The organism is Tessaracoccus coleopterorum, assembly GCF_011174705.1.
GTDB classification, from domain to species: domain Bacteria; phylum Actinomycetota; class Actinomycetes; order Propionibacteriales; family Propionibacteriaceae; genus Arachnia; species Arachnia coleopterorum.
The window spans coordinates 1-22,546 of sequence record NZ_JAANIJ010000001.1; the positions used below are offsets into that span (position 1 = coordinate 1).

Annotated in this window: 25 protein-coding genes and 3 pseudogenes; 22 read left to right on the forward strand and 6 right to left on the reverse strand. The window is 64.7% G+C overall.

Features of this window, described 5'->3' with window-relative positions:
* Nucleotides 1-206: 206 nt before the first annotated feature.
* From G7085_RS28840 to G7085_RS00015, 6 genes are all read left to right on the forward strand, one after another.
* Nucleotides 207-332 (forward strand): hypothetical protein, encoded by a 126-nt coding sequence (locus tag G7085_RS28840; RefSeq protein WP_269451730.1) that lies wholly within the window; start codon nt 207-209, stop codon nt 330-332.
* Nucleotides 329-580, forward strand: a complete 252-nt coding sequence (locus tag G7085_RS28845) for an aldo/keto reductase (protein ID WP_331715370.1) — start codon at nt 329-331, stop codon at nt 578-580. Before G7085_RS28840 ends, G7085_RS28845 begins: the two co-directional genes overlap by 4 nt.
* Nucleotides 546-803, forward strand: a complete 258-nt coding sequence (locus G7085_RS28850) for an aldo/keto reductase (protein ID WP_331715371.1) — start codon at nt 546-548, stop codon at nt 801-803. The genes G7085_RS28845 and G7085_RS28850 overlap by 35 nt, the downstream gene beginning before the upstream one ends.
* A gap of 35 nt (nt 804-838) precedes the next feature.
* Complete coding sequence (locus G7085_RS28855; RefSeq protein WP_331715893.1) at nt 839-1,042, forward strand: aldo/keto reductase; 204 nt, start codon at nt 839-841, stop codon at nt 1,040-1,042.
* Nucleotides 1,039-1,287: a hypothetical protein gene (locus G7085_RS00010; RefSeq protein ID WP_197509554.1), complete on the forward strand. Its 249-nt coding sequence runs from the start codon at nt 1,039-1,041 to the stop codon at nt 1,285-1,287. The genes G7085_RS28855 and G7085_RS00010 overlap by 4 nt, the downstream gene beginning before the upstream one ends.
* A gap of 92 nt (nt 1,288-1,379) precedes the next feature.
* Nucleotides 1,380-1,736: a hypothetical protein gene (locus G7085_RS00015; protein ID WP_197509555.1), complete on the forward strand. Its 357-nt coding sequence runs from the start codon at nt 1,380-1,382 to the stop codon at nt 1,734-1,736.
* Here the strand turns inward: G7085_RS00015 and G7085_RS00020 are convergent.
* Complete coding sequence (locus tag G7085_RS00020; RefSeq protein ID WP_197509556.1) at nt 1,729-2,169, reverse strand: PTS sugar transporter subunit IIA; 441 nt, start codon at nt 2,167-2,169, stop codon at nt 1,729-1,731. The genes G7085_RS00015 and G7085_RS00020 overlap by 8 nt on opposite strands.
* Nucleotides 2,170-2,405: 236 nt before the next feature.
* Entirely contained in the window at nt 2,406-2,627 is a 222-nt protein-coding gene (locus G7085_RS00025) for a hypothetical protein (RefSeq protein WP_197509557.1), read from the reverse strand.
* 429 nt (nt 2,628-3,056) lie between these two features.
* On the opposite strand from G7085_RS00025, the gene G7085_RS00030 reads away from it, so the two are divergent.
* The 6 genes and pseudogenes from G7085_RS00030 (at nt 3,057) to G7085_RS33590 (ending at nt 6,317) form a co-directional block, all read left to right on the forward strand.
* A complete protein-coding gene (locus G7085_RS00030) occupies nt 3,057-3,716 on the forward strand; it encodes a helix-turn-helix domain-containing protein (RefSeq protein ID WP_331715372.1) in 660 nt (219 codons plus the stop codon).
* A 531-nt stretch (nt 3,717-4,247) separates the two neighbouring features.
* A complete protein-coding gene (locus tag G7085_RS00035) occupies nt 4,248-4,580 on the forward strand; it encodes a hypothetical protein (RefSeq protein ID WP_197509559.1) in 333 nt (110 codons plus the stop codon).
* A gap of 63 nt (nt 4,581-4,643) precedes the next feature.
* Nucleotides 4,644-5,042 carry a site-specific integrase gene (locus G7085_RS00040; RefSeq protein WP_197509560.1) on the forward strand — a complete coding sequence of 133 codons (399 nt, stop codon included), beginning with the start codon at nt 4,644-4,646 and terminating at the stop codon, nt 5,040-5,042.
* Nucleotides 5,039-5,401, forward strand: coding sequence for a site-specific integrase (locus G7085_RS00045; RefSeq protein WP_197509561.1), 363 nt, complete (start codon nt 5,039-5,041; stop codon nt 5,399-5,401). Before G7085_RS00040 ends, G7085_RS00045 begins: the two co-directional genes overlap by 4 nt.
* A gap of 411 nt (nt 5,402-5,812) precedes the next feature.
* A pseudogene (locus G7085_RS33585) lies at nt 5,813-6,010 on the forward strand (hypothetical protein); the annotation flags it as partial.
* Nucleotides 6,011-6,071: 61 nt separating this feature from the next.
* Nucleotides 6,072-6,317, forward strand: a complete 246-nt coding sequence (locus G7085_RS33590) for a GNAT family N-acetyltransferase (protein WP_408647002.1) — start codon at nt 6,072-6,074, stop codon at nt 6,315-6,317.
* Between the two features lie 642 nt (nt 6,318-6,959).
* Here G7085_RS33590 and G7085_RS00060 read toward each other — a convergent pair.
* Nucleotides 6,960-7,487: a hypothetical protein gene (locus G7085_RS00060; RefSeq protein ID WP_197509564.1), complete on the reverse strand. Its 528-nt coding sequence runs from the start codon at nt 7,485-7,487 to the stop codon at nt 6,960-6,962.
* A gap of 348 nt (nt 7,488-7,835) precedes the next feature.
* Between G7085_RS00060 and G7085_RS33595 the strand changes: the two genes are divergently transcribed.
* The 7 genes and pseudogenes from G7085_RS33595 (at nt 7,836) to G7085_RS00095 (ending at nt 14,828) form a co-directional block, all read left to right on the forward strand.
* Nucleotides 7,836-8,144 (forward strand): sigma factor-like helix-turn-helix DNA-binding protein, encoded by a 309-nt coding sequence (locus tag G7085_RS33595; protein WP_408647003.1) that lies wholly within the window; start codon nt 7,836-7,838, stop codon nt 8,142-8,144.
* 569 nt (nt 8,145-8,713) lie between these two features.
* On the forward strand, nt 8,714-9,364 hold the full coding sequence (locus G7085_RS00070) for a hypothetical protein (protein WP_197509566.1): 651 nt from the start codon (nt 8,714-8,716) through the stop codon (nt 9,362-9,364).
* Between the two features lie 1,402 nt (nt 9,365-10,766).
* A complete protein-coding gene (locus G7085_RS00075) occupies nt 10,767-11,366 on the forward strand; it encodes a peptidoglycan-binding domain-containing protein (protein ID WP_197509567.1) in 600 nt (199 codons plus the stop codon).
* A complete protein-coding gene (locus G7085_RS00080) occupies nt 11,363-11,620 on the forward strand; it encodes a hypothetical protein (protein ID WP_197509568.1) in 258 nt (85 codons plus the stop codon). Before G7085_RS00075 ends, G7085_RS00080 begins: the two co-directional genes overlap by 4 nt.
* 3 nt (nt 11,621-11,623) lie before the next feature.
* Nucleotides 11,624-12,391 carry an ABC transporter ATP-binding protein gene (locus G7085_RS00085; RefSeq protein ID WP_331715373.1) on the forward strand — a complete coding sequence of 256 codons (768 nt, stop codon included), beginning with the start codon at nt 11,624-11,626 and terminating at the stop codon, nt 12,389-12,391.
* A gap of 167 nt (nt 12,392-12,558) precedes the next feature.
* The gene (locus G7085_RS00090) at nt 12,559-13,254 is read left to right on the forward strand and encodes an FtsX-like permease family protein (RefSeq protein WP_197509570.1); all 696 of its coding nucleotides are present in this window, start codon (nt 12,559-12,561) and stop codon (nt 13,252-13,254) included.
* A 298-nt stretch (nt 13,255-13,552) separates the two neighbouring features.
* Nucleotides 13,553-14,828 (forward strand): annotated as a pseudogene (locus G7085_RS00095) (ISL3 family transposase).
* 1,570 nt (nt 14,829-16,398) lie between these two features.
* Here the strand turns inward: G7085_RS00095 and G7085_RS00100 are convergent.
* From G7085_RS00100 to G7085_RS00110, 3 genes and pseudogenes are all read right to left on the reverse strand, one after another.
* Nucleotides 16,399-17,780, reverse strand: a pseudogene (locus tag G7085_RS00100) (IS1380 family transposase).
* Between the two features lie 486 nt (nt 17,781-18,266).
* Nucleotides 18,267-19,358, reverse strand: a complete 1,092-nt coding sequence (locus G7085_RS00105; RefSeq protein ID WP_197509571.1) for a hypothetical protein — start codon at nt 19,356-19,358, stop codon at nt 18,267-18,269.
* A 1,093-nt stretch (nt 19,359-20,451) separates the two neighbouring features.
* Nucleotides 20,452-20,823, reverse strand: coding sequence for a hypothetical protein (locus G7085_RS00110; RefSeq protein ID WP_197509572.1), 372 nt, complete (start codon nt 20,821-20,823; stop codon nt 20,452-20,454).
* A 226-nt stretch (nt 20,824-21,049) separates the two neighbouring features.
* Between G7085_RS00110 and G7085_RS00115 the strand changes: the two genes are divergently transcribed.
* The 3 genes from G7085_RS00115 (at nt 21,050) to G7085_RS00125 (ending at nt 22,466) form a co-directional block, all read left to right on the forward strand.
* Nucleotides 21,050-21,466: a VOC family protein gene (locus G7085_RS00115; protein ID WP_197509573.1), complete on the forward strand. Its 417-nt coding sequence runs from the start codon at nt 21,050-21,052 to the stop codon at nt 21,464-21,466.
* A gap of 180 nt (nt 21,467-21,646) precedes the next feature.
* Entirely contained in the window at nt 21,647-22,081 is a 435-nt protein-coding gene (locus G7085_RS00120) for an HIT family protein (protein WP_231979069.1), read from the forward strand.
* Nucleotides 22,082-22,193: 112 nt separating this feature from the next.
* Nucleotides 22,194-22,466: a hypothetical protein gene (locus tag G7085_RS00125; RefSeq protein ID WP_231979070.1), complete on the forward strand. Its 273-nt coding sequence runs from the start codon at nt 22,194-22,196 to the stop codon at nt 22,464-22,466.
* Nucleotides 22,467-22,546 lie beyond the last annotated feature (80 nt).

Below are 22,546 nucleotides of genomic sequence, written 5' to 3' on the forward strand. Positions count from 1 at the left end.
TCCTCACCCACTCGAGCTGTGAGCCAGGTCGACGCTTCCACAGCTGACCCGATTATCCCGCGGGTGCCTCGGCAGCGCCGTTAGGGTTGGGCCATGGAACACCGCTTCGTAGGATCCTCCGAACTCCGGGTCAGTGTCGTCGGGATGGGCTGCAACAACTTCTCGCGCCGGGGCACACACACCGAGACCCTCGAGGCAGCACGGAGGTGATCCGGGCCGCGGTCGACGCAGGTATCACGTTCTTCGACGGTGCCGACATCTACGGCTCGGCTCCGGGCGGAGCGAGGAATTCCTCGGGCAGGCCCTCGGCCCGGTGCGCGACGAGGTGGTGATCGCCACCAAGTTCGGCCACGAGGACTTCGACATGCCCGGCACGGAGGGCTGGGGCCCGAAGGGCGGGGAGCGCTATGTCCGGGGTGCGGTCGAGGCCTCGCTGCGACGCCTCCGGACCGACCGGATCGACCTTCTCCAGATGCACACACCCGACCCGGAGACCCCATCGAGGAGACCCTCGGGCCCTGACCGAGCTGGTGGGCGAGGGAAAGGTGCTCTACATCGGGCACTCGAACTTCACGGCTGACCAGGCAACCGAGGCGGCGGAGGTGGCGACCCGGGACGGCTACGAGTCGTTCATCTCGACGCAGAATGAATACTCCCTCGTGGCGCGCGACTTCGAAGCCACCATGGCGCCGGTGGCGGCCGCGTACGGTCTCGGGATCTTCCCCTACTTTCCGCTGGGAAACGGCCTGCTGACCGGCAAGTACACCCGCGAAGGAGGGGAGAGGGGCGGCTCACCCGGCTGAAGCCAGCGCTGCTCGAGGCGGCGGACTGGGACACGCTGGAGACCTACCAACAGATCTGTGACCACGCCGGCCACAGCATGCTCGACGTCACGTTCGCCTGGATGCTGTCCCGGCCGGGCATCGCCTCGGTCATCGCCGGGGCGACCCGGATCTCGCAGGCTTCGCAGAACGCCGCGGCTGGCAGGGCCCATGTCTCACCCGAGGTGGTCGAGGCCGTCGACAGGCTCTTCAAGCCATGAGCGGCCGGCCCGCGGCGGGGCAGCTGCGGGCGATCCTCGAACTTGGAGGCAGGCGGGCCGAGAGCGAGCTGCGAAGCCTCCGTGACGCCGCCATCGGCACGGCGAGGGACGAACTCTCCACCCAGGTGGCCCGCGCCCTCGGCCTGCAGGGCCGCTACGAGGAGGCGGACGCCGAGTTGGACGCGATCATGTCGTCCGCGCCGGTGGTGCTGCAGCGCATCGAGTTGGAGCGGGGAGACTGCTGAACAGCTCGGGGCGCGCGGAGGAGGCGATCGCCCATTTCGTCGAGGCCCGGCGCATCGACGCCGATCTCTACCTCAGTGTCGACGCGCTGCACATGCTCGCGATCGTCGATCCCGCCAACTCCGAGGACTGGACCCGACGCGGCCTCCACCGGGCCTTGACGAGCAGTGATGCCGAGGTGGAGGCGTGGCAGGGGAGCCTGCTCAACAACCACGGCTGGAACCTGGCCGACGCGGGCCGTGAGGTCGAGGCGCTGCACTTCCTCCGGCGTGCCGAGGTGTGGTTCAGCGACCACGGCACCGAGCGTCAGCGGGTGCTGGCGCTCTGGTCGGTGGCGCATCTGCAACGCAGGACGGGTGACAACCAGGGTGCGCAGAGGACCCTGGAGGCGCTGCTCGACGAGCACCCGGGCGAGCAGTTGGCGTTGGACGAGTTGAAGCTGCTCAGATAGTCGTGAACAACGCGTCGCCCGTTGCGACGTCCTGGCCGAGCACCTCGGAGGCGATCGTGTCCGGTTTCTGGTCCATCAGGACCACCAGCACGGTGCGTTCCATGTCGGGATCCGTCACCGAGGCCGGGTCCCACGCGACGACGGGGTCGCCGGCCTTGACGCTCTGGCCCTGTTCGGCCAGTAGTTCGAACAGGCTGCCCTGCAACCGGACGGTGTTGATGCCGACGTGCACGAGGATGCCGATTCCGTCGTCGACCAGCAGGATGAAGGCGTGCGGGTCGAGCTTCAGCAGCCTGCCGTCCGCCGGGGCGACGACGATCTGACGGCCGTCGGCCGGTTCGATGCCGACGCCCGGGCCGACAAGCTGACCCGAGAACGTCGGGTCGTTGACCTCGGTGATGGCGACGACGCGGCCGTCGCACGGTGAGAGCACCTGCATGGTGGGAGTCCCTTCGTTCGTTGGTGTGAGCCTAACGAACGCACGGTGCCGTTTCTGCATCAGGTGTGTTGAGGATCGCCCGATGGACGCGGTTCCTGCTCAGCCGTATGGCCGATAAGCGACATTATGTCATTTTCCAGGCGTAGGTGGGCTGCCGGCTGAAATCTGGGTCCTCCCCACGCTGGTTCCAACGGCCAAAGGTCACAGGGCTGCGAGGCACCTCTGGCAGGTCACGTCGCTGATGGCTTCAGATCCCCGCCGCCGCTGTCGAAGTCCCCACAAGCGGCGATTGGTTCTTCATCGTCGTCTACGCCTACCACGAAGTGGCATAGGGTTCGGAAGTACTCCTCGGCATCACGTTGCTGCTCGTATCCGGTGTCGAAGTGACCGTGCGGATCGTGCTCGTCGACGTCGGCTTCTTCTCCGCAAATGGGGCATGACTCACTGGCCATGAGGGTCTCCTTCTCGCTGCAGTCGAGCCTATTGCCACCTAGCTAGCTAGAAGAGCTTGATCAGGATTGGGTGTAGGTCGCCAACCACTCGTGCAACTTCGCCGCAGCGGCCCGGCCTGGACGACAACCACTTGATCAGGGACTCGATGCCGTGGCGGTATTCCGAGTCGGTCCGCATTCGATCACGGTGCAGGCCTACTTGCCCCTTTGTCCACATAGCCAGTCTCGTCGTGGCGTCCACCCGTCGGCCCCTCTGCTCGTCTACTACAGGCCACCTGTTGTAACCTGATGTACCTAGGTTGCCACTGAAACGCCGAATGCGCAAGGCTCCGACAGGTACTGGTCGTAGTCCTGTTGGCAATTGAGTATGCTGGTTGGCATGGGTGATGGCGACGAGGTCTGGTTGATTGCCGGTGGGCGGCCGGGGCCGTGCGATTTGGGCAGCTCATGCAGAGCCTTCGCAGGCAGCAGGGGCTTTCGGTCGAGAAGGTTGCAGCTGAGACTGAGTTGTCGGTGGGCAGTGTTCGTGCGATCGAGCAGGGAAGGCGTGCACCATCGGAGGCATCGGGTGTCAGGCTGCTTCGGGCGCTGCTTCCCGAGACGAAGGTTTCCAAGGAGGAGCCGGATGGGGAGGTCTTCCCGCCCTTGCCGACTTACTCCTTCATCGAGCCCAACTCTGGGGCACTTGTGCGTCTTCTGTTTCAGGCCAGGACCGCAGGTGACAATGCTAGCTGGGCCCAGCAACGAGCCACCCGGTCCAAGCTCGAAGCCTTAGCCACCGAGCTCTTTAAGGACCCTGCCCGCCGTGAGGCGCTTGCGGCGGCAGGGGAACAGCTTGCAGGGAACTTTGCCATGGTGCTTGAGCTCGCAGAACGACCCGCACGTGACGCTGAATTGGGTGCCATCGTGAGGCGCCTAGCCACGGTGCCCGCTCGTCGCATCTGGACCCTCGAAACCCTACTGGAGCTGTGGGTCCGAGTGGATGGAGGTACCGCGTCGGAGTACGAGCGCGACAAGGAAGCGCAGCTGAACGGCTTCTTCAACGAGTTCCAGATCACGTACCGCCGACCGGACGAGTCCTGGGATTAGCCGACTCGGTCGTGCGTTCCGGGCAGCTCGGAGTAGTCCCGCCATGCCAGCGTTTACATACCCGTCAGGTCGATGGGATGGTGCGACTAGCGGACGTCCCTCCCCGACGGCCTGTCCCGCCTGATCACCCAAGCCGGCCTCGACGCCACAGGCTTCTCGGTAGCCGCTCCGACCCGATGCGCAGCTTCGCAACGCACACCTCAGCGATGGATCCCAGCGCGGCGTCAGCTTCATGATGCGAGGTGGCTCAGGGTTCGCGGGTCACTTTGATGACGAGTCTCCCGTCGGCGCTCGAAGAGCGGATATGCAGCAGTCTCAAGAACCTCCCGCCCACGACGATGGTGCAGCCAGCACCTGTGCTGCCTCAGTAGAGATCACGTCAGCATTTCGCTCTGATCTGGGTCGGTCGCAGCTGCCCGCGCGTTCGGTGGCGTAGGGGCGACTGACCCAAGCTCGAATGTGGCCGAAACGCCTCCCGTATTACATCGGATTATCCAGAGAATCCGATGTAATAACCGGTAGGATCCCGGCATGGCCACCCGACGCCGACAGCAACTCGTCACCCGCGACGACGTGCCGCTGCCCCCGTACGAGTGGAGCCACGACCGCTCCGGTCCGAAGTCCGCGTGGGGTGTGAACCTGCCGATCTCGGAGCGCCATGATCTGCAGCTGATGGCCCAGCGCGGCACCGCCGGCCGCTGGACCTGGACGCTCACCATCTACCGCACCGGCAGCACCGACCAGGTGACCCGCATCGCCCGCGGCGTCCAGCCCACCCTGACAGCCGCCAAACCGGCGGCCGAGGCCGCCACCCGTACCTGGCTCGCCGAGCAGCTTGAGCTCCCCGACGAGTGCCATGTTTGAGGGCACCCAGTAGCCCTGGACAGTGCGGCTGGTGGTCTGGTCGCCGCTGATCATCAGGCTGGGATGTTGCTGCCGGAGGACTTGTCGCTGGATGCGGCCGAGGCTGCGTTCGCCTCGGCGTCGCGGGCCTCCTCGACGCTGCGCGGGTACCGCTCCGACTGGACCGAGTTCATCACCTGGTGCCGTGACAACAATCACACCGCGCTGCCCGCCACCGACATCGCGATCTCCCGCTACATCTCTGCCTTGGCCACCGCCGGCGCGAAGGTCGGCACGATCAGCCGTCGCCTCTCCACGATTCGGTTCGCCCACAAGGTCCGTAACCATCCCGACCCCACCCAGACCGCACGCGTGATCGCCGTCTGGGAAGGGATCCGCCGCCAACTCGGCGCTCCCCCGGATCAGGCCCGCCCCCTCATGCCCCGATCCTCCTCGACGTGGTCGACGCCTGCCCCGAGATGACGAAATGGAAGACCCGCGATGATGAACCCTCGCTCAGCGGGATCCGGGACCGGGCACTCCTGATGGTCGGGTTTGTCTCCGCGCTACGCGCCTCCGAACTCGCCGCCCTCGAGGTCGATCAGATCAAACCCCACGAGCGCGGCCTGGTGATCGAGCTCACCCACTCCAAGACCAACCAGACCGGAGACCTCGAGCTCGTGGTCCTCCCTGGGGCGCCCGCCCGGCTTACTGCCCCGTCACGGCATTGCGCCACTGGCTCACCACGGGCGGGATCACCGAAGGCCTGGTCTTCCGTTCCATTTCCAAAGGCAACCGGGTCAGCAGCCGTGGCCTCACCCCCGACGGCCTGTCCCGCCTGATCACCCAAGCCGTCACCCGGGCCGGTCTCGACGCCACCGGGTTCTCGGCCCACTCGCTGCGCGCGGGTTTTGTCACCTACGCCGCCAAACGCGGCGCCACCTCCCTGCAGATCGCCCGGCAGACCCGCCATAAGGACCTGGCCTCCATCGGCATCTACACCCGCATCGAAGACGCCTGGGAAGAGAACGCAGCCACCCAACTCCCCTGTGAAGAGGTCGGCGGGCTTGGCCTCGAATCGTCCCGGGGCCCGGCCGGAGGCCTCCCTGGCCACCCCGCTTCACTCTCATGCCGAGAGTCGGACGTTGTCGCTGTAGGCAGAAACCGCATCGCCGAGGCCACTGGAAGAACAGCTATGGTCTCGTCATGCCGTCGTTTTCAGATGAAGTCATCAAGTCCCACGGGTCGTACTTCGCCCTCTGACCGAGGCGGATGTGCCGGCGATCGCGATCGCCTGCTCCGACCCGCAGACCCAGAAGTGGCTTCCCTGCCCCAGCCCTATACCGAGGAATCCGCACGGTTCTTCGCGCTGGAGATCGCGCCTCAGGAGTTGGCCAGCGGCACAGCCTTGGAACGAGCTATCGAGGTCGACGGGCAGTTCGTCGGCGTGATCGGACTCAAGAACACCGACTGGGACGTGGCCAAGACTGAGGCCGGCTACTGGCTCGGGCCTTGGGCCGAGGCCGCGGCATCACCGCGCGAGCACTCGCCGCCATCACCGACTGGGCGCTCGACTCCCAAGGCATTGGCCGCGTGGAGGTCCTCGTCGCCACCGGCAACGCCGCCTCGCTGGCCACGGCCCGCAAGGCGAGGTTCATCCAAGAAGGTACGCTCCGTCGCGCCGGCTATGTCCATGACGGCAAGGCCGATCTCGTCATCTTCAGCCGGCTTGACGACGATCCCCGACCCCAGTTCTGACGCGCACCATTGCCGCCGACCGCGCGCTACTGGGAGTCGGGGCGGAGAAGGCGCCAAGTGCGGGTCGGGCGGCCGTACACGCTCGACGTGTTCGGATCAGGGACGAAGCCACAGAGCCGGTGGAGCCGCACGGCATCGAGTCGACCATCCTCGAATTCATTGATGGCCACTGCTGCCTCGGTGTCCTGCCAGACCCGTTCGAGCAGGAGATGCATGAACCTCATGCCAAGCCCACTTCCCGCCGAGCAGGTATCACGTTGAGCCCAATGTGAGCCGTGCCGTCGGTGTGGAGTTCGTAGTGGACATGGCCCAAGAACTCACTGGTCTCGTATTCTTGAACGAAGTACTAACCCTGCTGTGACGCCGGTTGCGCGAGTCGCGCCTCAAATGCCAGCCAGGCATCCTCCGGCCAGTCGATACAGCCTGTGGCGGGGTCGTACCCAGCAGAGGAGATCTGCCAGCCAGCGTTGTATGCCATCATTTCTGGATCGAGCAGCCATGCCTGACGGATCGAGAACTCGTCTCGGGAGGGAACATGAAGCCGAAGCACGTCTTCAGGCTACTGACCCTGGCTCATCCCGCGATCCCAACATCCTGTATTGCCTCGAACCTGGCGGTCTCAGGTGGTGGGTGTGTCCGGGGCTACTTTGCTTGCGTGCTGAGGATGGTCAGCCGCGCGGCGAGCCGCCGCATCGTGGGGATCCCGCGGCAGGTGACCGGGACGCCGATCAACCGGCTCAATACGGGCCCGGCGGAGATACCTGCGCCGGTGACACTCGTGACCGCGTGGCCGGAGGTGAGTTCGTGCACTACGAGCTCGCCGGTAGGAGCGCGTTCGACGTGAGGCAGGACGAGCTCGGGGAGTCGGTCGGCGTTGAAGAGGGCAACTTCTCCGGTGGGTAGGTCGGGGTCAATGTGTCCGACTGTGTCGATGAGCCAAGCTGTGGAGCGGACCACGACGAGGTGGGTGTAGGCCGTGGCTGCTGTGAGGCGGGTCACGACGGACTCCGCGAGTGCTGCTGGTTCGTCGCCGGAGAAGATCACGGTGCCGTTGGTCTGGAAGTTCACTGCGCTGGTCGCGCCGGCGGCTGCGAAGGCATCCAGCAGCTCGGGACTGCGCGGCGATCGGCTCCGCGCCTGGCCGAGGTTCATGTTCCGGAAGAACGCCACCTCGATGCTCACGTGCCGATCGTCCCATGCCGCCCCGGTCGAACATCCGCAATTGCCGCATATTGGTAGAGCTTTCCCCTTCCAGAGGTAATCCTGTGGCACTTGTTACCTGGGATGGGAGTTGCGGCGTAGAACAGATATAGAAGCGCTCGCAGTCGAAGGGACAGTGCATGGCGGCGGTGGAGGAGTTCGAGGCATGGCCAGGAGGGCCGTGCCGACGCTCTACTCGCGGGCCTGCCTGCTCGTCGGCGAGCCGCATCTGGCCGAGGATCTGGTTCAGGAGACCTTGACGAAGGTCTTGTTGCGTGGTCGAGGGTTGATCTAGCAGTCAATGTCGACGGGTACGCGATGAGAACTCTCTACCGCCAGTTCGCGTCCCACTGGCGACGACGCAGTTCGAGGGAGGTAGTGAGTCACTCCCTTCCTGAGCGTCTGCTGCCTGAGGCTGATCCGGCTGCGTGGGTCGATCTTGCCGATGCTATGTCAGAGCTTCAACCAGCCGAGCGGGCGGTCATCGTCAGTCGCTACGTCGACGACCTGTCCATCGCTCGGACTGCCGAGTTGCTGGGCCGCAGCGAGGGATGGGTCAAGGTCACCGCGGCACGGACGCTGGCGAAGCTTCGCCTGATGCCACAACTGTCTGAAAGTCACCGATGAAGGAGCCAGCTATGGATACCCATCTCCCACCGGAACGGGTGGACCGGCTGATCACAACTGCGGTGCGTCGGGGTCGACGTCGGCTGAACCTTCGACGCGCCGCCAGTGGAGCAGCAGCGCTGGCCGTAGTCGCCGTGATCGTTGTCGGGGCTGGCACGTTCCTCGAAAGGGCTGGCTCGGGACCCGCCCAGACTGCAGCAACGCCGGCCGCGACCGCCGGAACACGGTCGCAGTCGGAAGCACCGTCATCACCGGCTTCGTCACCCGAGACGACCGCGTCAAGAGAGCTTCCATCCGACCCTAACGCCACTGGAGACTTCTCCACCTACTCGCCCGCGGAACAGGAGCTCGTCCTCCAACACGTATCTTCCCTCCTCGAAGGGCGGGATCCCAGAGATTTCACAGCGGTCGTGTCTCGCACGACCTGGGTGGACGGTCTTGCGGCGCTCTCCCCGACGTCGAGGTGACGGAAGCAGACGATAGTCCCGCGCTCGCTGTGCGGATATGGGGCCTCTCGGGGAAGCCACGCGCAGGGGACCGCTTGGCGGTGGGAAGACCAGGCCGCCGAAGTGGTCGGTGCGTTCACACTCTTCGGGATCGATGGTCAGGGCTACACGAGCGCCCGCCTCTACCGCGCACCTGACGGCCAGGCCACGACCATGCCGCCCATCGATCTGCGCTACGAGCACAAAGCGGCCGTTATCGACCTCGAGCAGGTTGACTTGCCTCCGCTAGCCACAGCACCTTCCGGACTCTCTGATGACGAGCAAGCAACGGCCAGCCAGCTCGTGAGCCTCGTGGAGGGCTTCCTCCCGGCCGGGGTCGAGCTGGCAAACGTGTTGAGCTCTAGTCCCGACGGCGCGGTGTTCACCCTCACCGGTGCCCGTGGCAACGCCCGCGGCATGCTCGCCCTGTGGCACCTGACCCCCGGCGCCGAGCCCTGCCTCCACAGTCCTGACTGCAACCCAGTGCCGGTCGATGACGGGACGGTCTACATCGACAGCACTTTCGATTCGCCGGAAGCGCCGGCGCGCGAGTACACCTACCGGCGCGGCGACGATACGGCGATCTACTTCACGCTGACCATCCCCCTGGAAGAGATTGAAGCCGCCACGCAAGCGCTGTACCTGCCGCTCAACGACGAACAAGTCGTCTCGCTACTCACCGACCCGGCATGGGCCCCACACTTGGATCGCAAGAAGGCCGAACCACCCCAGTAGCGCTGTCACCGGCGGTCGCAATGTGGGGCTACAACCCGTTCTGACCAACATCCGCACATGCCGCTGGCTGGCTGGCGGGTGGCGGTGTCAGTCGACGCGACAGTGTGTCGGCTCCAGCGAGGGTGGACCTCGTTGGGACCTGCCGGCGCTATGCTACTCGCTCACCTCCCTCATTCATGAGGCGGCTTGAGAGCTGTCAGCTGGGCTGTCGCCCGACCCGATCTGAGGGCGGGTCGGGTGAGGACGTGGTTGTTGGCCGGCTGACGAAATGCCGGACGGCGGTTCGCCAGGTTTCCTCGAGTAGTGGCGGGCTGGGGGTCAGCCCGGTAGTGGGATCGCGGCGATCCGGGCGAACGCGGCCACGAGGTTCTCGACCCAGGGCCAGGTTTTGGTATACGCAGCCTTCGCCGTCGTCCGCCGTGGACGAGCCGGGCCCTGGCCAGGCAGAGACCTGTCACCCTCGAAATATGCGGAGGAGCTCCGGACTCGGCACAACCGGAATCTTGAACTCGCCAGCTGTGCGTTGCACCGCTTGATCATCCGTAACGATCGTCCACTCTTGCGGGATGAGTCGATCGCACTCGTCTTGAATCAGGGCTAGCTAGCCGACGCCCTCGTCCTTGAATGAAGAGTGACGCCTGTGATGACCTGGGATATGGTGGCTGCGGTCCCGTTCAGCCACTCCCCCGCAAGCGTGCACCAAGGATGTCCATCTGTCTCCACCCAAAGCCGCATTCCCCACCTCCTCGACCCGGGGGTCTGTCCATAGCCTAGGTGCTCGTTGAGTTGTTCGTCGAGGGCTGCTTCGACGACCTGAGCCGTCAATGCTCTCAGCAACCCGTCGGGCCGGTCAGGGCGATACCCGCATCGCGGGCCTGGCGCACCATCTGCGCGATCGCTTCACGCTGGGCCTTGTCGAGCTCGGTCGGCTCCTCCGGGATAGTGATAAATGGGTCACAGCTTCCAGTCTGGCCGACTCTACGGCCGACGAGCTGCTGCTGGTGGTTGTCTCGGTCATCATGACTCCTCCTGCCCTGACGGGCGATGGAGCCACTTACACCGTTTCTCTGACAGACCCTGGGGAACGAGCCCGGAACAAACACCACACTGGGCTAGGGTTGTGCGGATGGGTGGCGAATGCCGTGGTCAAAGTTGATTGCTATGGAGGTGTGTCGGGTGAAGCGGTTGTTGACGGGTGTTGTGGCGCTGCTGGTGGTCGGTTTCGCGGTGGCCGCTGGGTGGTGGGCGGCTCGGGCGACGTTGTCGTCATCGGCGCCGGTGGAGGTTGCCTCGGCTGAGCCGGTGTGGGTGAGGCTGCCGAGGCCACTGTTGGACGCTCGCTGGGGTATGCGACGACGTTGCGGCAGCCAGCGGTAGTGGCCGCGTCGAACGCTTTGGCGGGGTGGTCACGTCGGTTCATCCGGGCGAGGTCAATGTTGGCGATGTGCTGTACACGGTGGGCAACACGCCGGTGCGGGCGGTGCAGTCGGAGCGGCCGATGTGGCGTGACTTGGCGCGCCGCCAGTCTGGCGAAGATGTCGCGGCGCTGCAGCAGATGTTGGCTGGGTTGGGGCATTTCTCCGGCGAGGCCAACGGCACGTTCGGGCGGGACACGCAGCGCGCGGTGATTGCGTGGCAGAAGGCCGAGGGGCGTTCGCAGACCGGCACGGTCGCTCGCGGGAACTCGTTGCGCTGCCGCGCTTTCCGATCACGGTCTCGTTGGGTGAGGACATCGCACTGGGAAGGTGCTTGCCGGGGCGAGGATGCAGTGTTGGCACCGACCGGGGCCAGAGAGTTCGTGCTGGTGTTGACCGATGATCAGGCACGGCTCGTGCCGGCCGAGGCGACGATCGAGGTGACGTTCGAGGACAAGGTGTGGCCGGCGGTGATCGCGGGATCGACACCGGATCAGGGCGGCACGGTGTCGTTCGAGTTGGTCGCGCCTGATGGGGCGAGGTGTGCGGTGGCGATTGCGGCTCGTTGCCGCTCGATCCGCAGGTGACGCTGCGTTCGCAGGTGGTCGTGGTGCCCAGGGTCAGCGGTGTTGGGGTGCCGGCAGCAGCCGTGCGCTCCACCCCTGACGGTGCGACGTTCGTCATCACCGAATCCGGCCAATCGCCCGTGACCGTGCTCGGCTCTGGTCAAGGAATGGTGATCGTCGAGGGCATCGAGGTGGGCACCAAGGTCCAGATCTCCGACGGTTCCGCCGCCCCAGCGGCCGGGGAACCGTCAGCTGAACCGACCGAGGAGGGCTAGCCCGTGTTGGCGGTGGAGGGATTGTCGTTTGCCTACCGGCGCGGCGCCGAGGAGCTGTTCGACGGGCTCACCCACTCGTTCACCCCCGGCGTGATGACCGCGGTGACCGGTCCGTCGGGGCGTGGCAAGTCGACCCTGCTCTACGTGCTCGGCCTGATGTTGACCCCCACGAAGGGCCAAGTGCTGCTCGGCGGGGAACCGGTGTCAACCTGGTCGGATTGGCGCCGCTCTCAGGTTCGCGCCACGAAGATCGGGTTCGTGTTCCAGGATGCAGCCCTCGACCCGGCCCGCAAGGTGGTCGATTCAGTCATCGAGCCCGCCCTCTACGGCGGCGCCACCCCGCGCCAAGCCCGAGGCACAGCGCTGCAGCTGATGGAGCGGATGGGAGTGGCAGCCCGCGCCGATCACCGCCCCGGAGAAGTTTCTGGCGGCCAAGCCCAACGCCTCGCGGTCTGCCGCGCCTTGGTCACCGACCCCGCCGTCGTGCTCGCCGACGAACCCACCGGCAACCTCGACCGCGCCAACGCCGCCGAAGTCCTCGCCGCGCTCTCGGCAGCCGCCGACGGGAAGCGCACCGTCGTCATCGCCACGCACGACCCTTCGTGCTCGACCACGCCGACGAGGTACTGGCGCTATGAAAACCTGGGTCACGCTCCGCGAAGGGCTCGCCACCACCTGGGCCAACAAGGTGCCCACCGCCCTGGTCGCGTTCCTCGTGGCCGTCATGGTTGCCGGCACGCTGGCCACCGTCGGCCGTACCGCCGCCGCTGAGGGCAACTCGAGCAACGCATCGACGCAGCCGGCTCCCGCCAACTCGTCGTCATCGACGCCCGCAACCGTAGCCACCTCAACTCCACTATCGTCACGCAAACCGCCGGTCTCAGCACCGTTGAACGTGCCGTCGGGCTCCTGTCTGCCATCGACACCGTCTCCGGCCCGTGGGCCAAGGCGGTGACCGGGTCGCCACCTGGGGCGTCATCGGCGACATCCAAGCCCTCGCCACCCTCACCGAAGGCCGCTGGCCCGCACCCGGCGAAGCCCTCGTCTCCGAGGCCGCCATGACCACCCTCGGCTTCACCCATCCCTTCGGTTGGGTCACCGAAGCCGCCACGCCCTCGACTCGCGAGTTCAGCGTCGTCGGATCCTTCACCCCGCGCGAGCCCTTCGGCGACTACGGCTCCGGCATCATCTACAACGCTGGCGACGCGACCGCCTCCAGCCTGTCTGTGATCCTCAACCACGCCAGCCACGCCGCCCACACCCAACAAGCAGTCCTCGGCCTCATCGCCGCCACCGACCCCAGCGATCTCAATGTCCAATCGCCCATCGGACTGGCAGAACTCCGCGATCAGGTGCTTGGCGACTTCACCGCCTTCGGCCGCACTCTCCTCCTCGGCGTGCTGGCAGCGGGATCGGTGCTGATCGCGATCGTGGTCTTGGCCGACGTCCTCGTCCGACGCGCCGACCTCGGCCGCCGTCGAGCCCTCGGCGCCACCAGAGGCACCATCATCGCGATCGTCACCACCCGCACCATCGCCCCCGCGATCATCGGCGCAGCCCTCGGCATCGCCGCAGGTCTCCTCATCGCCGAACGCAGCGGCGCCACCCGCCCGCAGCCTTCACCGCGGGCGTGACCATCCTCGCCATCCTCGCCGCGGCCGCCAGCGCCATCCCCCAGCACTCTTCGCAGCCACCAGAGACCCCGTCTCCGTCCTCCGCACACCGTAAGCACTCCCCGACACGCACTTTCACGGTTCCCCACACTCCCCGCAAAGGATCATGGCTCATCACAGATGAGGGTGTAGGGGGCTGTTCGGCGCGTCGGGCCGGGTAGGGGTCGAGGTCTCCCGATGATGGAAGTTCTCACACTGCCCATCTGGAAGACCTCGACGTGTCTGATGCTACCCCTGTGGCGGGTTCGCCTGCCCTGACCTGACCTCGTTCTGTCGGCTCGACGAGCTCGGCTTGGAGGTCACCGGCCAACTGCTGGAGCCTGGCCGCGCGGTCCTCGCCTGCCGGGTGGTGGAGCCGGATCAGTGGTGCCGACGTTGCGGCTGCGAGGGCCTCGCGCGTGACACCGTGACGCGGCCGTTGGCCCACGAGCCGTTCGGCTGGCGGCCGACGACGTTGCTGGTCACGATCCGCCGCTACCGCTGCACCGGCTGCGGGCATGTGTGGCGACAAGACACCAGCCTCGCCGCGGAGCCGCGGGCGAAGCTGTCACGCCGCGGGCTGCGGTGGGCGTTGGAGGGCCTGGTAGTTCAGCACCTCACCGTCGCCCGCGTCGCCGAGGGGCTGGGGTGTCGTGGAACACCGCCAACACGGCGGTCCTGGCTGAAGGCAAGCGGGTCCTGATCGATGACCCGACCAGGTTCGACGGCGTGAAGGCCATCGGCGTGGATGAGCATGTGTGGCGCCACACCCGCCGCGGTAACAAGTACGTCACCGTGATCATCGACCTGACCGGCATCCGCGACCGGACAGGGCCTGCCAGGCTGCTCGACATGGTCGAAGGGCGCTCCAAGCAGGCGTTCAAGCAGTGGCTGTCCGAACGCGACCAGGCATGGCGCGACAGAGTTGAGGTCGTCGCGATGGACGGGTTCACCGGGTTCAAGACCGCCACCACCGAAGAGTTGCCCGACGCGACCGCCGTCATGGATCCCTTCCACGTCGTCCGCCTCGCCGGCGACGCCCTCGACCGATGCCGGAGACGCGTCCAACAGGCCATCCACGGACATCGAGGACGCACCAGTGACCCGCTCTACTCGGCGCGCCGCACCCTGCACACCGGCGCCGACCTCCTCACCGACCGGCAGAAGGACCGGCTCACTGCCCTGTTCGCGGGCGATGATCATGTCGAGGTCGAAGCCACCTGGGTATCTACCAACGGATGATCGCCGCCTACCGTGAACCCGACCGGACCAGAGGCCGGGCCCTGATGACCAGCCTGATCGCCTCGGTCAGCCACGGCGTCCCCGCCGCGTTGAGCGAGGTGATCACACTCGGCCGAACACTGAAGAAGCGAGCAGACGATGTGCTGGCCTACTTCGACCGGCCCGGCACCTCGAACGGTCCGACCGAGGCCCTCAACGGCCGCCTCGAACACCTCCGCGGATCGGCACTCGGCTTCCGGAACCTCACCAACTACATCGCCAGATCACTGCTCGAGACCGGCGGATTCAGACCCCGACTACACCCTGGATTGTGATGAGCCAGGATCATCTAGGCTGCGCACAGGGGTTCGGCACCCCATTGTATGTATTCGAAGGAGAGTCCCATGAAGAAGCGAAATAGGTCAGTACTGTCGGTAGTGATGTTGGCAGCAGTGGCGACCGCTGTGACAGCGCCAGAGGCATCGGCCGACGCATGGGCGCGACAGCTCTCCTGCCCCTTGGGGTACAGCCACTATCAGCAGCAACTCCTCCGTCAACAAGCGTGTCGAACACTACTACGACGGCGTCCTCCGTGGAAGCAAGAACACGGGCGGTTCGTTCACCACGTCCAAGCCGAACGTGTCCGGCTACGTGATGGCTTCGATCACGGCATATGACAAGTTGTTTTCACAATCAGCCAACTGCTACTGCCCTCCCGGGCCAACTGCGGAGGTTGACTCGGGCCTGCCTTCAAGAGGTCCCTAGTTCAAACGTCTTCCCCGGCGTATGTTTGGGCGTTCCGGCATGCCTAGGCCCCAAACAGGGTTGTCTTCGACCGCTTGAACAACCAGCATCACCAAGGCCAGCTAGCGCATGCGGTTGAAGACTTGACTGAGGGCTCCTGCGAACTCCATCCTCGATCTACTTCCACGGAGGCTCCAACAATGAACTCTCCCCGTCCAACGCTGTCGCTGGTCATCTCGGCACTGGTCACCTCACTGGGACTGGTGGGGTGTGCCGGACAGCCCCGGCCAGCAGCGAGTCAGCGAGCAGCATCCCCGCTTCGCAGCCACCTGCAGCCCAAGCGCTGCCCGACACGTGGGACCAGGCTCTCCAAGGCAGGTCCATAGACCAGCTCATTGAGGAGACCCGTCAGCATGAAATGACCCTGGCCCGCGAAGGGGCAGGATTTCTCCAGACCGTAAGTTGGACGTACCTCTGGTGAGAATCGTGGAGCCTCACGAGCATCCGTCTGTCATGGTTGATTGCATGAATGAGCAGGGATTCCACGCTGAGGCTCTAGCGGATGGCTCCCTTCAATTTGGGGATGTTCCTGCTCAGCAGGGAGAATCACTGAACTACGCCTTCTACACGTGTGTGATGTCCTACCCGATCAACCCATACTTTGGGTTGCCGTACCCGAAACAGGCAGCCGAAGAACTGTGGACCTACTGGACCGGTGAAGCGAGCGAATGCGTGAGAGAACATGGATTCGACCCCGGCCAGCCCCGAGCAAAGAGGCTTGGATGGAGGGCATGGCTCAACAACGCGAACTATGGTCGCCATTTACCAACGCTGACACCGACATCGCGAACCCGCCCGCGATGCACTGTTTACCAACTGCCCGAGACACCCTGCCAATTTCTTCCCGCACATCCCACAGCGATGACGCTGACGCAACATCCTGACTCTATAACTCTCTATACCCCTATATGTCCATATGTGGCATATATGGGTATAGCCTCGATATTTCATGACGGCCCTGTGTGGGCTGGTCGGCGCCGGTGGCGTCGAAGTTGAGCTGATTCTTGCAGGTGGGTGCGACAAGACCCGCGTGACGTCTGCGGTGCGGGTTTCCAGGCCGGGAGCTGCCAGATTCAGAGGGACATGTGGAGGAACATAGGGTCAGGTGGCTGGTGCCGGGAGGTTTCGGAGTCGGCTGATGCTGTCGATGATCAGCTCGGCCCAGCGGGATCGGTCGCTGAAGTGGACGACGGTGCGGCGGGCTCTTCTGGCGAGGGTCGCGGGATGGTGTAGAGCCGGTAGCGGAGCCGTTTCGGTTCCCAGCGGCGGGCTTCATGACCGGCCAGCGCCAGCATCGCGCTCCAGGCCTGCAACTCGGAGGCCAGGGCGACGATCTGGCACCAGATCCGATTCTGGTCGAACCCGTGCAACGGGAGGTTGGCCAGGCCTGTGTCTTTCGCGATCCGGATCCGGTCTTCGCAGCGGGCGCGGCGACGATGCCTGAGCTCCAGCTGCTGGAGGGTGCCGAGGGTGGTGTTGGTGGCGAAGGCGGTGAGTCGGTAGCCGTCGACGTCGTCGAACCGCAGCTGAGCGCCGGGGTGAGGGCGTTCGCGGCGGACGATCACCCGCATCCCGGCAGGCCAACCGTCGAGGTTCAGCAGTCCGGTGAAGTCAGCAAGATCGGCCCCTCGCGAGCCTCGCCATCGCTGTTGAGGGCCGGCACCCAAACCGGCTCAGGACCAGGTGGTAGAGGTCGGGGTGTCCATGGGGAGGGTGAAACCGACCGAGTACGCCACCCTGCGCCCGGTCAGCCACTTGGTGAACTCCTTCGTGCCGCCGGCCCCGTCCGCGCGGATCAGCACGCAGCCTCCGGGCCGCGGGTTCCGGTCGGGAGCTGCGCGAGAGCTTGTTTGGTGACGGTGATGTGATCGGCGGCGGTGTTCGAACCGGCGTTCCCAGGGCGTGGGTGGACCTCCAGTGCTTCACCGGTGCCCTCGGGCCCGTGGTCGGCGAACGCCATCAACGGGCGGAACCCGAAGCCTCGTTTGCGTCGCAGCCGCGCTGCTTCTCCGAGTGGGCGGTGATCAGCGACGCGTCGAGATCGATCACCACCGGATCCTCGGCAGTCGACTCGTGGTCGGGGCATGCTCACCGGCCAGCGACCAGACCCTGGCGCGGGCCTGCTGCCTGGCTCCGGCGATCGCCTTGATGGCCTTGTCTGCGTCCTCGGCCAGGGCCGCGATGAGCCGCGACACGGTCGGATCCGACGCCACCGGGCCATAGACCCCTGGTTCAGCGCGCAGGGTAGCGAGGTCACTCAACGCTTCACCGCCGAGCACCAGCGACACCGCCAGATCACAGATGATCTTGCCTGGGTCGTGGACCGCCAACGGTTTCCGCCACCGGGACAGCGCCTCCGACAGGGCCCGGTCCAGGCCGGCCGCGCGGATGGTTTCGGTCAGCAGGATCCCGCCAGCCTGCCCGACCGCGGTCACCTTCGCGGTATCGACATGAACCCTGGGATACGAGCCGGTACTCTTCACCTCGAAGGTGCTCCTCGCTTGTTGAATGATTGTGCTTCGCAAAACACATCATCCTAAGTCAGGGGCACTTTCGCCATCTCAGGCCACTACAGTCCACCCACCGTCATGAAAGCACGAGGCTAGGGCGCAGGCGATGATGGATGGATCAGCGCCACCCTTGTTGCGGTACAGATCCACTAGGCTGCGATCCCCGGGCGCCAGGGTGTCCATAACCTTTACCAGTTGCCTCAGCGTGGCGGGGGTGTTGTGCACCACAAGGTCCTCGAGCCCAGCTTCGATGTAGCCTCGAGTCTCATACATGACGTCCTCGGGATACGGCAATGGAGTGCGAACAGCCTGCTCGTACGCTCCTGGCTGGTGAGCTTCGACAGAGCGTTGCTGTCAACGAGGTACAGGGTGTCGATCATCTGATCGCCCTCCTGAAGTCAGGGATGTCATCGACGCGGATGCGGTTTCCGCAAACGTCGCGGCAGAAGTCTCTGGGGCTCATATGGGCGTCGTCGAGGGCCCGGAGCATGCGCCGAGAGAACTCTCGCCCGTTGTATTTCCGCACTGCGTTGACGGGTAGGGGCTCCTCATCGGCCTGCTCGGGCTGCTCGCGAAGCCCTTCGCCAGTTCCAGCAAATGATCGTTGGCTTCGCCCCAGGAGAGCTGTTTGAGGTGCGCGGCTCGGACCACCACGGCGCTGGGCGTGACTTTGAACTCGTCGGCCACAGTTTGGATGGCAGCCAAGCTGCACATGTCACGAGCACGCATGAGGCTGCTCGGCATGAGCATCTCCGAGACGATTCCGTACTCCCGAGGCGGCGTAGCAGTCAGTTGCGAGGTGCCGACGACGACTGGGGCAAATTGCTTGCGTGCCACGAGCGCAGCCATTAAACCGATGGTGAAGATCTGCCGTCCGAAAGGCTCACCCTTCTCCTCTTCGGACCCGCTTGCGACGAAGATGTAGGGCACCTTGTTGTCCTTGACTGTCAGCCCACTGAACTTCACCTTGCGGAGGCTCTGAGGCATGTACCGGTCCACGCTCAGGGCTACCAGGATCTGGTTGGCCTCCAAGCGCGCAATCAACAAATCCCGAGCGCTCTCCTTGTCACGGCAGGCATGGATGTCGGCTGTGGTCAGGCCCAGCAGGTCGAGCAGTACCTGTGCATCTTCAGCATCGGTTCGTCGGCTCCTGCTCAGCTTGCCCAATATCGGGTTCCTCGGTAGGTTCCGATCGAACTTCTTGACCAGCCCCTGCTTGCGCAGAAGATCTTTGACAATCAGCTCGACGTCGGCCAAGTCGATTGTGTCACGGGAGTTGACCGCGAACGTCCCCTTGGGAACGCCCTGCATGAGGGCTGCGGTTTTTGCTCGAAGCTGCGCCTCAACCACGGGCTCCGGAGCGAAAAACAGTGGGTACGGGATCTCGGCATCGCGTGCCAACTCCAGCAGCATGGTGAAGTGGATGGTGCCGTCGTCCAACGCAGCGTGGTAGCTCGCATACATGCGCTTGACCGAGTTACCCAATAGTCGTTCGAACACACTGCGACGGATGGGGATCCTTTCGTCAGTCAGCAGGATCTCGATCGTCACATAGACCTCACACGGGACGCGGCTAGGTGGTCTCAGAGTACCGTGTGATGTCTCGCGCGCTCCTCTCGCGCCGCGGAGGCGTGGCTTCTCGGTGTTCATATGAGCGCCGACGACTGCTCCGATCTGCTCCTCCCGGAGGCACGCCGATCCACCTGACTAACCGGAGGTAGGCCATGGCTCAGCAGCTAGCCGAAGAAGGAGATCCCGATCTCTACAACGATCCGTCCAAGCACCCAACAACTGCCACCTACCAGGAGCAGCGCCGCGATCCTGGAGATGACGAACCAGGGCGACCTGTCAGCGGGTGGTCCCACCCAATCAGACCCTTGGCCATGTGCCAAACCAGCCGAGCGAAGATCAGGATCAGGTAGGGCAGTACCAGCGGGAATGCGACAAGAGCGAAACGCTCCGCCACCGAGAGGGACCAGAACTCGATTTGTGCCCGGGCAACCTCATCGGAAGAAAAGAAGTTGGTCCCGATGCTAGACACCAGAAGACTCACCAGAACGGTGACTGCCGTGTTGATCGCAACGGTTCTTCCAGACATCTGAACCCCTCCCCAAAGCGGTGTCCCTGACAGCCGTGTCGCATCGAATCCAGCATGACAGGCGTCACCGACAATCCCACCACGACCCGCGTCGCCCAATGCCCGATCTCGGACGCGGCCGCTTGGACACCTTGTGGGTGGGCCTCACCCATATCGCCGGGTAGGGGTAACTTACCGGATCTGCCGCGGGGAGGGGCATTGAAGCTGGTGCGGTTCATCTTGGCGGAAGCAGTGGCCCCGACCTGTACCTCAACCAGCGGCCCGCTTAGCGAGCTTGATCCACGCCACGTTCGATGCTGCCGGACACCTCACGTACTGCCTTCACAAGGTCTTTGATTGAGCCACGAACGTGGTGCAGGGAACCATCGGGCGCATCCCGAGCCTCCCGCCACTGGGAGATGTCTATCTCCGTGGCATGTGCGGGTAGAGGGCCGTGGGGACCGTCGCCTTCGACTAGAACTGTGCACAGCTGGGGAGCTTCGCTGGCGAGAAGTTCGTGGCCCGCTCCAAGAGACCACCGGATTACTCGGTGCGGGGCGAGGGACTTCAGACCGGCGGCCAAAGTGAGCTCAACTTTTCGGATTGGCTCGACATGCTGCGGTCCAACAGGCAGGGAGGGTCGAAGGTCACTCTGACGTTGCGCGCCATGGTAGGGCCGCTATTGCCGACAACGACCTGCAGCATGGAGCCTTGTTGGGTGTCGGGTTGGATGTCGGCCCAAGCATAGGGCTGGGATGCCGCCTCGGCCAATTCGCGCTGGAGGATGGTCTGTTCCCGGGCAGCATTAACCTGTTCACGTTGAATCTCGGTCTGAGCTCGTGCAGCGTCGGCCTGCTTTGCGGTGGCGTATGCGGCCCAAACCGTGAATGGCAATGCGAGCGATGAAACGACGAGAGCGATGATGGAGATGTCGAGCATGGTTTGACTTTCTCACGTCGCACCGACAATCACTTGGCCCGATCGCCACTGAGCATCCGTCGAGACTTGCTCCGATGCAGATGCAGCTCTCTGCGTGGAACACCTACACGCCGCCGGACCATGTGGTTGGCCCCGCAAGAACATCCGATCATGCCGCCGTCGTGATGTCCGCGGCGGATCGACAAAAGCGTCAGTTGAACACCTGACGCGCGATACTGTCACGGTCATGATCACGTGGTTCGCCTACGAGTACTGCACCGACATTGCTGCTACCCGCGACTTCTACCACGACCTCGTGGGACTGGAGCTGATTTGGGATGAGCCCGATGACATCGCGTTCGTCCATGGCTGCGTGCAAATTTCCTTCCAGAGGGCCATCTCGCTCGAGCGCCCGAATGGTTGGGCTTTCCAACCCGGCTGGAGTCAGGGCCAACTCCCGGGCGCACCCGAGACAGAACAGGTGAGATCCATCTCCGTCGCGCTGCCGCCCATCGACTTCCAGAAAGCCGTGGACCGGCTCAAGAAAGCCGGAGTCGAGACGCTGCGAACTGAGCCCTTTTGGGTGGGCTACTGGTCCTTCGTCATCCTTGACCCGGACGGGCGAACAGTGGAACTGACCGACCCGAAATCACCGAGGACGTGATCGGGTCTTCCGTTCGGGGTTCCAAACGCACTCTCTTGCCGCGCCGCGGACAATAGCCGTCGGCTGATCGCCGCCACATCATCTGTCACGGCCAGGGTAGGCGCGCCGAGAAGCGTGAGATCGAGAGCTGGCTCGGCATCAGGTGGCTCGCGCGTGCGGCCGAACTGCCACTATTGCGGAATGACACAAAATGCGACATCGGCGGCCCAGGTCTGCATCTTCTGCGCCATTGCGGGAGGTCAGCACGAGGCCAGCGTGGTGTACGAGGACGAGAGCGTCGTGGCCTTCATGGACCGCTACCCCGTCACACGAGGCCACCTTCTCGTCGTGCCCCGCCTGCACGTGGTGGGCCTCGACGATCTCGACGCAGTCACGAGTGCTCACACCTGGTCGGTCGGCCATGAGATCGCCCGAGCTCTGCGACGCTCAAGCCTGGCCTGCGAAGGGATCAATGTCCTCGTCTGTGACGGCGAAGCCGCCTTCCAATCGGTCTTCCACTTCCACCTTCACATCATCCCCGGTACACGGGCGACGGCTGGACCATCAATCCCGAGACGCAGGAACGCGAGCGGCCACTCCTCGACAACGACGCGCAAGAAATCAAGCACGCCATGACGTCCATAAACCACTGGTGATTCGCGCTCATGCCGCACGTTGTGTGTCTGGAGCAGGCTCCGATACAATGACGTGTATGTCGGACGACGCCATTGACAACGCCATCGCTTCGGTGCTCAGGGTGTCTCCCGACTGGAGCGCTGACCCGGTCTGGGACCCCACAGGAATGGTGGATCTCGACGGTCTGCCGATCACCGAGGCGCTCCGCTCGGACCTGCGCGGGTGGGCCATGACGTGGGAGCAGCTTAGTGGCTGGTCCCCGGTTGAGAGCCCGGTCGCTGACGACGGACCGGCCTGGCAGAAGTGGCGCCGCCACGGGCAGCACCTAGCGAACTGGCTGCAGCGCGAGTTGGGCGAGGGGACCCGCGTCGAATACTGGCTCTGATGTTGTGCGCATTGGCGCATCTCGGTCATGCCGCGACCGACTGGATGGCTTCCGGCACGGCGTCCCCTCTGCCGCGGCGT

Excerpts from the sequence above, each read along its gene's own strand:
- G7085_RS00120 (WP_231979069.1), top strand. The coding sequence starts at position 21,647 with ATGACACAAAATGCGACATCGGCGGCCCAGGTCTGCATCTTCTGCGCC.
- G7085_RS00035 (WP_197509559.1), top strand. The coding sequence starts at position 4,248 with ATGGCCACCCGACGCCGACAGCAACTCGTCACCCGCGACGACGTGCCG.
- G7085_RS00015 (WP_197509555.1), top strand. The coding sequence starts at position 1,380 with ATGCTCGCGATCGTCGATCCCGCCAACTCCGAGGACTGGACCCGACGC.
- G7085_RS00040 (WP_197509560.1), top strand. The coding sequence starts at position 4,644 with ATGTTGCTGCCGGAGGACTTGTCGCTGGATGCGGCCGAGGCTGCGTTC.
- G7085_RS00110 (WP_197509572.1), bottom strand. The coding sequence starts at position 20,823 with ATGCTCGACATCTCCATCATCGCTCTCGTCGTTTCATCGCTCGCATTG.
- G7085_RS33595 (WP_408647003.1), top strand. The coding sequence starts at position 7,836 with ATGAGAACTCTCTACCGCCAGTTCGCGTCCCACTGGCGACGACGCAGT.
- G7085_RS00115 (WP_197509573.1), top strand. The coding sequence starts at position 21,050 with ATGATCACGTGGTTCGCCTACGAGTACTGCACCGACATTGCTGCTACC.
- G7085_RS00010 (WP_197509554.1), top strand. The coding sequence starts at position 1,039 with ATGAGCGGCCGGCCCGCGGCGGGGCAGCTGCGGGCGATCCTCGAACTT.
- G7085_RS00045 (WP_197509561.1), top strand. The coding sequence starts at position 5,039 with ATGACGAAATGGAAGACCCGCGATGATGAACCCTCGCTCAGCGGGATC.
- G7085_RS00025 (WP_197509557.1), bottom strand. The coding sequence starts at position 2,627 with ATGGCCAGTGAGTCATGCCCCATTTGCGGAGAAGAAGCCGACGTCGAC.